Origin of the sequence: Steroidobacter sp. (assembly GCF_036402275.1) — a bacterium.
Lineage (GTDB): Bacteria > Pseudomonadota > Gammaproteobacteria > Steroidobacterales > Steroidobacteraceae > Steroidobacter.
Map to the genome: position 1 here is coordinate 45912 of NZ_DASWTF010000015.1, position 12008 is coordinate 57919.

At 60.6% G+C, this 12008-nt stretch carries 16 protein-coding genes; 7 read left to right on the plus strand and 9 right to left on the minus strand.

Annotated features, from left to right (window positions below; all coding sequences use genetic code 11):
- Positions 1-67: 67 nt before the first annotated feature.
- A complete protein-coding gene (locus VGD45_RS08580) occupies positions 68-2338 on the minus strand; it encodes a TonB-dependent receptor (protein ID WP_331154873.1) in 2271 nt (756 codons plus the stop codon).
- Positions 2339-2723: 385 nt separating this feature from the next.
- On the opposite strand from VGD45_RS08580, the gene VGD45_RS08585 reads away from it, so the two are divergent.
- Positions 2724-3686: a response regulator gene (locus VGD45_RS08585; RefSeq protein WP_331154874.1), complete on the plus strand. Its 963-nt coding sequence runs from the start codon at positions 2724-2726 to the stop codon at positions 3684-3686.
- Positions 3687-3696: 10 nt separating this feature from the next.
- Here the strand turns inward: VGD45_RS08585 and VGD45_RS08590 are convergent, their stop codons facing one another.
- Entirely contained in the window at positions 3697-5166 is a 1470-nt protein-coding gene (locus VGD45_RS08590) for a protein adenylyltransferase SelO (protein WP_331154875.1), read from the minus strand.
- Between the two features lie 193 nt (positions 5167-5359).
- On the minus strand, positions 5360-5986 hold the full coding sequence (locus VGD45_RS08595) for a LysE family translocator (RefSeq protein ID WP_331154876.1): 627 nt from the start codon (positions 5984-5986) through the stop codon (positions 5360-5362).
- A 123-nt stretch (positions 5987-6109) separates the two neighbouring features.
- On the opposite strand from VGD45_RS08595, the gene VGD45_RS08600 reads away from it, so the two are divergent.
- The gene (locus VGD45_RS08600; RefSeq protein WP_331154877.1) at positions 6110-6688 is read left to right on the plus strand and encodes an HAD family hydrolase; all 579 of its coding nucleotides are present in this window, start codon (positions 6110-6112) and stop codon (positions 6686-6688) included.
- On the opposite strand, the gene VGD45_RS08605 is transcribed toward VGD45_RS08600, so the two are convergent.
- From VGD45_RS08605 to VGD45_RS08620, 4 genes are all read right to left on the minus strand, one after another.
- Positions 6685-7119: a hypothetical protein gene (locus tag VGD45_RS08605; protein ID WP_331154878.1), complete on the minus strand. Its 435-nt coding sequence runs from the start codon at positions 7117-7119 to the stop codon at positions 6685-6687. The two genes, VGD45_RS08600 and VGD45_RS08605, sit on opposite strands and share 4 nt — an antisense overlap.
- Before the next feature lie 240 nt (positions 7120-7359).
- Complete coding sequence (locus VGD45_RS08610; RefSeq protein ID WP_331154879.1) at positions 7360-7575, minus strand: hypothetical protein; 216 nt, start codon at positions 7573-7575, stop codon at positions 7360-7362.
- A 104-nt stretch (positions 7576-7679) separates the two neighbouring features.
- The gene (locus VGD45_RS08615; RefSeq protein WP_331154880.1) at positions 7680-8078 is read right to left on the minus strand and encodes an Imm10 family immunity protein; all 399 of its coding nucleotides are present in this window, start codon (positions 8076-8078) and stop codon (positions 7680-7682) included.
- A gap of 21 nt (positions 8079-8099) precedes the next feature.
- Positions 8100-8429 (minus strand): AgmX/PglI C-terminal domain-containing protein, encoded by a 330-nt coding sequence (locus tag VGD45_RS08620; RefSeq protein ID WP_331154881.1) that lies wholly within the window; start codon positions 8427-8429, stop codon positions 8100-8102.
- Positions 8430-8773: 344 nt separating this feature from the next.
- Here VGD45_RS08620 and VGD45_RS08625 point away from each other — a divergent pair, with 344 nt between their 5' ends.
- The 4 genes from VGD45_RS08625 to VGD45_RS08640 are packed head-to-tail and all read left to right on the plus strand — an operon-like array spanning position 8774 to position 10738.
- A complete protein-coding gene (locus VGD45_RS08625) occupies positions 8774-9151 on the plus strand; it encodes a ClpX C4-type zinc finger protein (RefSeq protein WP_331154882.1) in 378 nt (125 codons plus the stop codon).
- Between the two features lie 20 nt (positions 9152-9171).
- On the plus strand, positions 9172-9462 hold the full coding sequence (locus VGD45_RS08630; RefSeq protein ID WP_331154883.1) for a hypothetical protein: 291 nt from the start codon (positions 9172-9174) through the stop codon (positions 9460-9462).
- Positions 9459-10193 carry an esterase/lipase family protein gene (locus tag VGD45_RS08635; RefSeq protein ID WP_331154884.1) on the plus strand — a complete coding sequence of 245 codons (735 nt, stop codon included), beginning with the start codon at positions 9459-9461 and terminating at the stop codon, positions 10191-10193. Before VGD45_RS08630 ends, VGD45_RS08635 begins: the two co-directional genes overlap by 4 nt.
- The gene (locus VGD45_RS08640; RefSeq protein WP_331154885.1) at positions 10190-10738 is read left to right on the plus strand and encodes a DUF6714 family protein; all 549 of its coding nucleotides are present in this window, start codon (positions 10190-10192) and stop codon (positions 10736-10738) included. The genes VGD45_RS08635 and VGD45_RS08640 overlap by 4 nt, the downstream gene beginning before the upstream one ends.
- Here the strand turns inward: VGD45_RS08640 and VGD45_RS08645 are convergent.
- Positions 10735-11280, minus strand: coding sequence for an NUDIX domain-containing protein (locus tag VGD45_RS08645; RefSeq protein ID WP_331154886.1), 546 nt, complete (start codon positions 11278-11280; stop codon positions 10735-10737). The genes VGD45_RS08640 and VGD45_RS08645 overlap by 4 nt on opposite strands.
- Before the next feature lie 50 nt (positions 11281-11330).
- Between VGD45_RS08645 and VGD45_RS08650 the strand changes: the two genes are divergently transcribed.
- Entirely contained in the window at positions 11331-11513 is a 183-nt protein-coding gene (locus VGD45_RS08650; protein WP_331154887.1) for a hypothetical protein, read from the plus strand.
- A 101-nt stretch (positions 11514-11614) separates the two neighbouring features.
- Here the strand turns inward: VGD45_RS08650 and VGD45_RS08655 are convergent.
- A partial coding sequence (locus VGD45_RS08655) for a F0F1 ATP synthase subunit epsilon (protein ID WP_331154888.1) occupies positions 11615-12008 on the minus strand: 394 nt, incomplete at its 5' end.

Sequence of the window (12008 nt, forward strand, 5' to 3'; positions counted from 1 at the left end):
CGTATTGTGGTCGCGCTCGCGCCCAGAGAAAAGCGGCCGCCGCCGATCACGGCGGCCGCAGCAAACGCTAGAAGTCCAGCGAGGCCGAGACCACGAAGGTCCGCGGCCCACCGAGCACCAGATAGTTCGCACCCACCGAGCCGCCGACCGAGGCCCAGTAGTTTTTATCGGTGGCATTGTCGATACGGGCGCGGAATGTCAGCGTGTTGTTTTCGCCCAGCTCCATCTCGTAACGCGCGCCGAGATCCAGGCGCGTCCACGAAGGAATGCTCAACGTGTTCGCCATGTTGGCTTCCTGCGAGCCGGTGTAGACCACGCGGCCATCGACGCTGAGCCCGGTGAGCTTTGGCAAATCCCACTCGACACCCACATTGGCCTGAATGTCTGGCACGCCAATGACGGTGTTGCCTTCGTTTACGCCGAACTGTGTTTCCTTGTACTCGGTATCGAGGAAAGTCACGCCGCCGAGCAGCCGCAGACTCTCCACCACCTGTCCGTACCAGCTGAGCTCGATGCCCTGATTGAGCTGCTCGCCATCGTCACGCACGACATCGCCCGCCAGGATGGCCGTCGGCTGATTCACCCGGAATACCGCGAGCGTGGCGCCGATCACACCGCCATCGTATTTCGCGCCGACTTCGTACTGCGTCGATACAAACGGATCCAGCGTCACGCCCGCATTCACCGGCGTGACAACGCCGTTCGGAGTATTCACCGTGTTCGGCACCTGCGTACCTTGCAGCAAACCTTCCGCGTAGTTCGCGTACAGCGAGAACTGATCCGCGATCTTGAAGACGACCGCGCCGATGGGCGTGACAGTGCTCTCGTCGTAACCGCAGATCCGGGTCGCGCCGGGGAAAGGCGGGGTCTGACAGTTCTCTGCACCGGTGTTGTAGTTGAAGGTGTGCTGCTCGATGATCTGATAGCGCGCGCCAAGCGTCACCATGAATCGATCGTCAGCGAACCCCAGCGTGTCGGCCAGGGCCAGACTCTTGGTCGTGGTTTCGGTGGTGGTGCGAGGGTCGAACAACACGCCACCAAAGAAATTGCCGGTCGGACGGGCCGCCTGCACGGGGTTGAACAGATCGCTGACCACGCTCGTGGTCGGCAGCGCCATGGCGTACGCGTTCTTGGAGTCCAGGTCGAAGTACGATCCCGACGTGCTGACGCGATGACTGACCGGGCCGGTGTCGAATTCGAAGCGAATGCCCACGTCGCCGGTCAGCACGAAATCTTCACGGTAGTTTTCGAACAAGTACGTGGTGATGCGATTGGGCGAGCTGGCCGTCGGGCTGAATGTCGGATTGGCGAGCGCGTTGTGTTCTTCGCTGTCGCGAATACCCACGGCGGCCCACACATCGATGCTATCGGTGATGTCGTACTCGCCACGCGCCACGCCGAAGAAATCTTTCTCGCTGCTGAAGGTCCAGTCCTGCGCAAAGTTCTTGGACGAATCCGGTACACGCGGAATTGCCGTCGCTGATGGAGTCACGCTGGGGCGAGGCGAATCGATGTTGTGATCCTGCCAGCCGAAGTCTGCCGAGAACCGCGCCTTGTCGCCGCGATAATCCACACCAAGCGAGAACATGGTGAGCTGACGTTCCTGATCTTCGATTGACGTTTCGCCATCGCGACGCACGGCGTTGGCGCGAATGCCGAAGCCATCGTCGCTGCCGAAACGACGCGCGAAATCCGCGGCAGCGTAACCCTGGCCGTCGTTTTCATAGCCCAGCGTCATGCGGTTCAGATCTTCGTCTGGCGCACGCTTGGGCACGAGATTGAACGAGCCGCCGACGCCGCTGCCGCCCGGCGCCGCGCCGTTCAAGAAGCTGTTGGCGCCACGGAAGACTTCCACGCGCTCGAGGAATTCCGCGGCGACATACTGGCGCGGCAACAGGCCATAGAGGCCGTTGTAACCCATGTCATCGGAATACACGGGGAAACCGCGCACGACGTACAGTTCCTGGAAGTTGCCGAAGCCGCGAGCCACGCGCACGCCAGGGTCGCTCTGCACGACGTCGGCCACGCTGCGCGCTTGCAAGTTGCGCATGAACTCGGCCGTGAAGTTGGTGCTGTTGAAGGGCGTATCCATTAGGTCGAGGTTGCCGAACAGACCGACGCGTCCGCCGCGGGCCACCTGCCCGCCCGCGTACTCGGGCGGCAACGACACCTGCGAGCCCGTGACGATGACGTAGTCGAGGATCTCATCGCTGCTGTCCGCAGGCGTCTGCGGCGACGTTTGAGCGGCGACATTCTGGACAGCGAACAAGCAAGGAACGGCAAGACTGGATAGCAACAGGGAACGGCGCGCGATGCGACGATTGAGGGCGGCCAACATGGGATCTACTCCTCTTTAGGGGGCGCGGGACCAGGCGCGCTTCATACCCGAGAGTAGAAGGACTGTGACCTGGATCAAGTTATAAGAATATCAGTTGCTGTAAGCGCACCCGTTGGGTGCGCAACCGCGCGGACGGCGCACTGTTTGGGGCGAGTCCGTCAGGTTTTCGCCAGCTTTTGGCCTCGGCCGCCGCCGAAGTGCGAACCTCCGCACACTTCGACCCTCAACCCGCACGGCGCCGGACCGACATAGTCTTGAGATTCGATTTATTCCAGAGCAGGCGGCGGCGCCGCTCCGGTACCCGCCTCACAGAAATGGCAGGCGCGTTAACGCTGATAGCCGCTGACGGAGTACCGTTGGTCCCTTCGCATAACAAGCAACCAGCATGAGCGCCACGCCCGATTTTTCACCGCCTCGCCGCATCCTGATCGTGGATGCCGATGTGGGCATGCGCGAGTCGGCGGCAGCGTTGCTCAAGCTGCAGGGCTACGAAGTGGCTGCCGCCGCTGACGGCGTCGAAGCGCTTACCATGTTTGCTCGCGAGTGGTTCCCCGTCGTCGTTACCGACAGCGCTGTGCCGCCGGTGGATGGCATCGAATTCGTGGCCAGGCTGCGCATTCTTTCGCTGGCGCCCGTTTATATCATCATGCCCACCGACACCACGGACGTGCGCGTTCATGAGCAGGGTTACTGCATGGGCGTGGACCAGTACCTGATGCGGCAAAATTCTCTGTCCGAGCTCGTGGGTCGAGTGCAGGCGGGCATCACTGCGATTCGCCGTCGTCAGTCGTCACGAACGGGTCGCGCGCATGAGCCGGCAACGGTCGATCTGGAAAACGGCGCGCACACGGCGCGACATCTCGTCGGCCGCTTACGAGCTGAGATCGTCCAGTCGGGACGCTCCAAGAAAACATTGCAGATCCTGAGCATCGGCCTCGACGCCGCGGATGCCACGGCTTTCCAGCAACGCAGCGGCTCCGGAACGGTTTCGGACACGTTACTCAGCGCCGCACACGAAGCTATGCGACCGAAGCTCGACTGGGTCGTTCGGCTGCCTGCGCCTGCGAATACTTGCCGACTGGTCGTCGTCATGCCCGAGAGCGGCGCGACCGAGGCGAGCGCCATGGAACAAACGATTCGCAATGCGTTCGTTCACTGGGGATTGAGCTCGATCGCGAGCGGGATTCGCCTCTCGACGGGCTTGGCCGCGTTCGCGGGCGAAGACCAAGCACCCGCTGCTTTGGAATTGCTGGGCCAGGCGGAACGTCACCGCCGCGCCAGCGACACACCCGCGCGGGCCAGCGCAGCTCGCCCAACTGAATCCGCTCCCGCGCAGGACGCGGCCTGATCCGGCCGATTCAAGTCCCGCAAAATGTTTTGTACGGTTGCTCGGAGGGAGGCGGCGGTAGCCGGTACTCCTCGAATTCGGGCTGGCTCTCGAAGGGACGTTGCAGAATTGCCAGCAATCGGTTGAACGGCTGCAGATCGCCCGAAGTGGCGGCTTGCAACGCCTCCTCGACGCGGTAATTGCGAGGAATGAATTCGGGGTTCGCGAGTCGTAGCGTTTCGGCGCGTTCGGCTGGGCTTTGCGGGTCCCGCGCCAGGCGCAAGTGCCAATCGCTCAGCCATTCGTCGATCTCGTCCGCGTCTGTAAACAACACTCGTAATGAGGCTGCTTCGCCCGGGCTCGTGGCTGCTCGTGAGATGCCGCTGAATGTTAGGGTGAAATCGGCCTCCGACTTCTGCATCGCTGCGAGCAACCGAGTGATCAAATCGGCGTCGCCGTCCTCTGCGGAGACGAGCCCTATCTTTCGGCGCATGCACTCGAGGAATCGAAGCTCGAAGTGCTCCACGAAATCCTCGACGACCTTGGTCGCCAGTTCGACCGCTTTGTTTTTATCGGCGTCGATGAGCGGCAGCAACGTTTCCGCGAGCCGCGCGAGATTCCACTGAGCGATGCCGGGCTGGTTGGTATAGGAGTACCGCCCGCCCAGATCGATGGAGCTGAACACGGTCTGCGGATCGTAACTATCCATGAAGGCGCAGGGACCGTAGTCGATGGTCTCGCCTGACAGGGCCATATTGTCGGTGTTCATTACGCCGTGAATGAAACCGACGCGCATCCAGTCGGCGATCAAATGCGCTTGTCGCTTCGTGACTGCTTCCAGCATCGCAAGGGCTGGCACATCTGCCGTTTTTGCCTCTGGATAGTGACGCGCGATGACGAAATCCAACAGCTGCCGTAGCGCTTCTTCGTCGCCGCGGGCAGCGAAGAACTGAAACGTTCCCACACGGATGTGACTCGCGGCCACTCTCGTCAGCACGGCCCCCGGGAGGACTTCCTGGCGATACACGTGCTCGCCCGTTGTGACGACAGCGAGCGATCGCGTGGTCGGAATCCCGAGTGCGTGCATCGCTTCGCTGATCAGGTATTCACGAAGCATCGGTCCGATCGCCGCGCGCCCGTCGCCGCCTCGCGAGAACGGCGTGCGACCGGAGCCCTTCAACTGCACATCGCGCAGAATGCCGTCACGACCCCGCACTTCGCCGAGCAGAATCGCCCGCCCATCGCCGAGCTGCGGCACGAACTGCCCGAACTGGTGGCCTGCATAGGCCATCGCAATCGGCGTCGAATCTTCCGCCAGCTCATTTCCTGACAGCAGAGCAGCCGCCTGACTGTCATCGAGATCCTTCGGATTCAGCCCGATTTCAGACCACAAGCCGCGGTTGACAACGACCATTTGCGCCTTCGCGACTTTGGTCGGGTGAATCGCCGCGAAGAACCGCGCGGGCAGCGCTGCGTACGTATGTTCAAAGCCCAATCGCATGGGCTCATCCTATCGTGCCGAAGCCTGGAATCCTATCCGGCTTGATCCGCGTGGCTATTTCTGCGTCAGGAGGTAGTACCGTCGTGGTGGCGTGTTTCTTCGGCTGGCTTCTTTTCTTCGCTCCTGCTCGCGTGCGAGTGGCGGTGATAGGTTGGTTTCCGTGGTTTCCGTTGTTTTAGTTCGGGTCGCTTCTTCAGGCGCTTTTGCGATAGAGCGCCAGCGAGCCCGCGAGTCCTAACAAAGCTCCACCGCAGATCCGGTCGAGCCACAACACACCTTTGGCTCGCAGGAATCGGATGGCCTGCGCGCCGGCCGAGGCATAGGCCAGCATGACGATGAAGTCGATCGTGGCAAACGTGACCGCCAGCGCCGTGTACTGAGGCAGTTGCGGCTCGGAGATGTCAATGAACTGCGGCAAAAAGGCTGAAACGAACAAATAGCCTTTGGGATTGGTGACAGCAACGAGGAAGCTGCGCAGAAAGATCGCTCGGGCGGACATGCGAGCAGGGGCGGTCTCCTCGGACGGTACGGACAGCGCGCCCTTGGAACGCAGCATACGAATGCCGAGATACGTGAGATAAGCGACACCGACCCATTTGACAACGGAGAACCAGAACTCCGACGCTGCCAGCAAAGCGCCTAGACCTGCAACCACGGCCGACATGAGCACGAAGTCCGACAGCACCGCGCCGGCCATTCCCGGCAGAGAACCGCGAACACCGAATCGAGACCCGTTGGCCAAAGCGAGCAGGACCGTCGGGCCAGGCGTGGCGATGGCGATGAAGGCGACGAAGGAAAACAGGAGCAGTGTTTCAGTCATCTGAAGCTTGTACCGGCCTTTGCTGTCGAAGTCCATGCGACTCGCGCCAGCGATTTATCACGGCGGCGGTGCTCCGTGTTAACTTGCCCACAAGACGCGAAACTGGGGGATTCGAATAAGGTCATGGCAGCGGAACCGGACTTTACTGCCCCCATGGATCAGCGATTACTCCTGGTGCTCGATCTCGATGAAACCCTGATGCATGCAACCGAGCGACCGTTGCTGCATGCGGCGGATCACGAGCTGCCGCCCTATTTTCTCTACCGTCGTCCGGGCCTCACGGAATTCCTGAGCGTCGTATCGTCGGCGTTCCGCCTCGCCGTCTGGACGTCTTCTTCGCCCGGCTATGCGCGAGCAGTGTGTCAGTGGATCTTTCCGGATCCGAGTCGGCTCGAGTTCGTTTGGGCGAGCGATCGCTGCACTCCGACGCGGGACTTCGACACCGACAGCTGGTGTCAGGCCAAACCGCTGAAAAAGCTCAAGCGCCTCGGCTACGACTTGAACCGGGTGCTCGTGGTCGACGACAGCCCGGAGAAGCACACCAGGAACTATGGAAACCTTGTCCAGGTCGCTCCGTTCATGGGCGACCCAGACGACAATGAGCTTTCACATCTGGCGGTGTACTTGACCCACCTCGCCGCCGAGCCAAATGTTCGTCGAATCGAAAAGCGCTTCTGGCGCCGGAGGCTCGCTGAGACTTAGTGACTGCGGTAGTTGCGGGCGAACCAGCCGAAGCAGAGCATGAAGGCCCAGTAAGCGAACAGGCACCAGCCTACTATCGCGAAGGTGTGAGTCGCTTTCTCCGCTGCTAGTTCTTTGTAGCGGCCGGCGAGTTCCGATGCTGGTCCGGGAAATATGGCGACCGCGAGGCCGACGCCGGGAAAGAGTAAGGAGGGCACAAAGCGACCCGTTCGCCGGCCACCCATCGCCGCCCTGAAATCGTCCGCGCCGAGGAAGCCAGTAGCGATGATCATCGCGAGCAAAAGGCAGGCGGCGATGACCGCCCCACGTTTCCATAGCCCCGAGCTCAACCCAAAGCCTCCACCCCACTCGACACGATGTCGATATGCGAGCACGCCTACGGGGCCAAGCAGCAGGGTCAGGGCTAGTACTGTGTCGTCGTCGAACTGCACGTCAAACTTGCTTCACTTGCTCGATCGGGCGCGGCGACCGTTGGTTGCACGACGCAGGCGGAAAGGTATCACTATCCGAAGAGTGTCATCTGGAACGACTTTCTGTACGTAGCGTATGCGATGAACAAGGAAGACGTGGAACTGACGCGTATCCCATTGTCTAGCCTGAGCACAGCGCGCTAACTCACGCGCGGCAAGGGCTCCCATCAAGCGCTGCGCCGAGATGCCGTTACATCGAGATCAAAGAAGGTCTTCCAAGGGAATTCCAGCCTGTCCTTCCTTTCGCTTGTACTCCGCTTTGATCTCGGAAAACAGTTGAGTCAGGTCCATGAAGTATTGCCCATAGTCAGCGCGATCACGCAGTGTCTGACTCTTGAGAAGCTGCTCGTTGTATCTGACCGCGTCCCTCAGTGCCTGGATGAGAAGCGGGGCGGCTGCACTGGATATCTCGATCATGCGGACTCCCTCAAGGCGCTCATCGCCAACTCGTTCAGCAGCCTCTTGAAAACCAAAAGAGGCACATCGTAGGCGGGCCAATCGTGTAGTGCGTCGCGTCGTTATCAATCAACCGAAACCACGCGGCCGCATGCCTGCGCTGACATCCTCTCCAGGATGCCCAGAGCGTTCGCCCAGCCTTCTAGGCTATCGGGCGCTTCGAAACAGATGTCGCCGGAGAAGCCGAGGTCCTGGCGTCCTTTGGCATTCAGGGTGACTTCGATCGTCGCTGGCCGAACCAGAATCTTCTCTGCTCCGTCATTGCAGCTGTACGCCTGGTCGAACCGCTCGAGATAGACGGCGTCGTGTCCCTCCCCTAGATCCTGATCGCCGGGGTCCAGCGCGCACACGACATGCAGCACATCGAGCTTCTCCAGCTCGGAAGAGAAACCGATGCTGACCCAGAGACAACCCTCATCGACGCCCGCCGAGATTTCTTCGATTTTGTATGTTTCCACGGCCATCTACACGATCCCACGCTGCCGCTATTCCTTGCGTAGGCCGGCAGTACTGATAAAGGACATCTCGTAGGCTGGATCGAAGTAGACCTTCGATCCCTTGGCGCCGAAATCGATCGAGCAGATGCGCTCGACGACACCTTTCTCCAACTCCGCATGATGCAGCGTGCTGGACACAAGGGCGCGCTTTGTTACATTGCCTTCCGGGGCAATGGTCATGGACAAAACGATCTTGCCTTTGAGGTATGGCTGGTCGCGCAATGCGCGATTGTACAGCGCGAAGATTCCGCCTTTGTGAATGTCGATAACGCGTCGTACGTCATCCTTCGTCCGCACAGCCGCGGACTTCGCCGCCACCACAACCCTCTCCGCTGCGCTATCAGACGCGTTAGCGAAGATTGGGAGCGCCAGGCATGAAGCGTCGAGAGCCCCGGCTACGAGGCAAACGACGCCGCCCCGCCGGCGGCGGATTTGCCCTGCTCCTGGGTCGCTGCCTCTGGCCACCACAAGGACGCCTTCTTCTTTTCGTCACTCAACGTTAATGTTCCAGAAACTGACGGCGTTCGCTTTATACGCCATCTGTTTACGATCAAGATAGGGCTTTGCAGTGGCTCCGCCCGAATTCGAGACTCATACATTCCGACGGCGTGGGAAAGGATGCGACTGATAGGAGTATCGAGTTGCTGTGCTTGCAGATTTCAGTGAATGGACGCGTCGTTCTCACGACTGGGCATGACAAGGCCGAGAACCTGACCGCTTATGTTGAGGTGCTGCCGCGGCATCGAGCGGTGGTGCTCAACGCTCATGCCACCTCCAGCTCCGAGTTCCTGATGTGGCCAACGCCGGCGATCACACCCGGCGATGAGGTGACTATCCGCCTGGTGGATACAGACACGCCCGATCGAGCGTCGATCGCGGAGTTGGGCAAGGGTTCGATAGATGAAAAGCCGTCAGCGGGGCCGATCTGCGCCTTCTGCGGCAAAGCTTACTACGAAGTGCAGACCATGCTGTCGGGCAAGCGCGCGTTCGTTTGCGGCGGTTGTGTCGAGCTTCTCTATTCTGAGTATGCAAGATCTTGATCGAAGGGATGGAGTGAGCAATGGCCGATTCGCTCGACAAGAACTCCCGCATGGAATGCGCACGCCACGGCGAGCATCGGCCGGCGTTCATTTGTCATCATTTGCGGTTCGGCAAGGGGATCGGGTTCAATCAGGACGACGAGCCGTTCGACCCGGAGTGGCCGTTTCAGAATGCCTGGTGTGACGAATGTGACGAGGTCCTGCTCACGGAGGGCGAGTGGAACGACGTGTCGGAGGGATTCGCGAAGCTGATGGTCATCTGCGAAGGGTGCCTCGAAGAGATTCGCCTCAGGAATCAGCTTCGCAAATGAGGCGTCTTGCCACGCTGTTCGCGGGTATCTGCGCGGTCGTCTCGCAGGCTAGCGCCGCAAGCGATGTGACCGCTGGCGAATCCGTGGTCGTTTTGCACGGATTGGCCAGATCCTCCGACTCGATGTCGCGCATGACGCGTGCGCTCGAGGAAGGCGGATACCATGTGTGCAATGTTTCGTATCCCTCCCGTCAGCATTCAATCGAAGCACTCGCCAAGGATTTCGTGCTCCCGGCAGTCAAAGCATGCCGGCCGAGTGAAACAGATAAGATCCATTTCGTTACGCACTCTCTGGGCGGTATCGTCGTGCGGCAGCTGGCGAAATCGGCGCCCGATATTAGAATCGGCCGCGTTGTGATGCTGAGCCCACCCAATCACGGCAGTGAGGTCGTGGACAAGCTTGGAGACCTTACTTTGTTCCAGCTGATCAATGGGCCCGCCGGATTGGAGCTTGGCACGGGCGAGAAATCCGTGCCGCTGAGCCTCGGCCCGGCCTCCTTCGAAGTAGGCATCATCACCGGCCGCCGCACCATCAATCTGATCCTGTCCATGCTGATTCCCGGCTCGGACGATGGCAAAGTCTCCATCGAGAGCGCGAAGCTGGAGGGCATGGCGGATTTTCGCGTGATCCCGTCGAGCCATCCCTTCATCATGAACAACCGGCTAGCGATCGAACAAACGTTAGCGTTCCTGGCAATCGGCAAGTTTTCACCCGAGGCTGAGCAGCCATGAAATATCCATCGCCCGCCGACATCGAGGAAATGAAGGCGCGTGGCTACGATCGGTCGACGATCGAGAGTGCCATGGAGCTTTCGAAGCGGTGGCACGAGGCGGAGGCGATTCGTGACGCCATCAAGGCCGCGTTTGCTGGAGTTAAGCTGGGCGGCGGGGTTGGGCTGCGGCAAGCGCAAGCGATCGATGGTTACGAGGACGATGAGACCTGCGCGGCTTGTCGGGAACAGGACGAAAAGGAAGATTGGAGCCGCATTACGGTCGAGCTGCTGGATGAGTGCAACAGCAGCCTGTCATTCTTCGACGATGAGGGCATGCGGTTTCATTTGCCGGCCTACTTGATTGCGGACCTGAATGGCCAGTATTCGTATGGCATGGCGTACACCCTGACGCAGTCGTCTCAGTTGAATGAACAGTGCTGGCTGTTGAACGACCAGCAACGGGCCGCCGTGCGTCGTTACCTGGAGTTCATTGCGGACGAGCCGGAGTACGCCGGCGATCGAGCTCACATCAAGGCCGCGCTCGAGTCGTTCTGGTCGGATTAGACGGGTCGGCGGCGTCGGTTCAACTTGTTCAGGAAGCGCTGCAAATGAGGGTCGCTTCGCGAGAGGGGCGCCTCGCCAGCGTGGAACCAGCGCACCGAGTTGAACTCCTCGGTATCGAACGTGAGCGGTTCCGAACGGTTCGCATCGATCACATACCAAAGTGACACATCGGTGTGGCCCGCGGTTATTCCAACTGTTTGAGAGCAAGTCAGCATCAGCGGCGCCATGACCGGCTGCCGGAGCTCCAACCCGAGCTCCTCGCGTAGCTCACGCGCCACGGTGGCTCGCGGATGTTCGCCGGGCTCGACGTGCCCGCCGGTCGGTAGCCACAGACTGGCGTTCTTGTGATCCACCAAGAGCACGTGCTCCTCATCCACCAGGACGAAGTAGGACACGAGATGTTTCGGCGGAATCGCGGGCTTCTGGATCCGACATAGTTCCGCACCGGAGTCGATCCAGGCGAGCGTGTCCTCGATATGCGCGCGCTCGACTTCGTCGAGCGGCTCAATGGATGCGACCTCTCCGCGAATAGCACTGCGCACTTGATCGCTCCTTTCCGTCAGGGACCATGAGGCGTGTAGGATCAGCGGTAATGGACGATAAGATCAAAAGGCTTGCCGAAGCTCGCCAGAAAAAAAGCTGGACGCAGAAGGAGATCGAAGCGTTCGCCAAACGACGGGCCAAGGAGCTCAAGAAAATTTCGGAAGAAACCGAAGAGCCAGACTATCTGGCGTCGGGCACTCAGACGCCTGCCGAGGATAAAGGCGGCGAATAATCGCAGCTGAGCAGTGACTCACCAAGCGTGCGCCTCTTGCGACGTTTCCGCGGAAACGTCGTGCCGCAATGAGGGACGAAAGGCTCCGAGGCTCGGAGCGATTACTGCTTGATCTTCCGCAGCTTCTCGAGCGCCTTGATCTGAGCGACGGCGCGGGCGAGTTCGGCTTGGGCTTCGGCGAGCTCGATCTGGCTGCCGCGGTCCCGGAGGGCTTCTTCGGCGCGCTGCTTGGCTTGCAGGGCGGCGGCTTCGTCGATGTCCTTGGCGCGCAGAGCGGTGTCGGCGAGGACGGTGACGAGGTGGGGTTGGATCTCGATGGCGCCGCCGCCGACGAAGAACAGTTGTTCTTCACCACCGGGCAGCTGCACGCGGACTTCGCCCGGCTTGAGCGTCGTCAGCAAAGGCGCGTGACGAGGCGCGATGCCGAGCTCGCCCATGGAGGCCGGAGCGAACACCATGGCGGCTTCGCCCGAGAAAATCTGGCCTTCGGCGCTG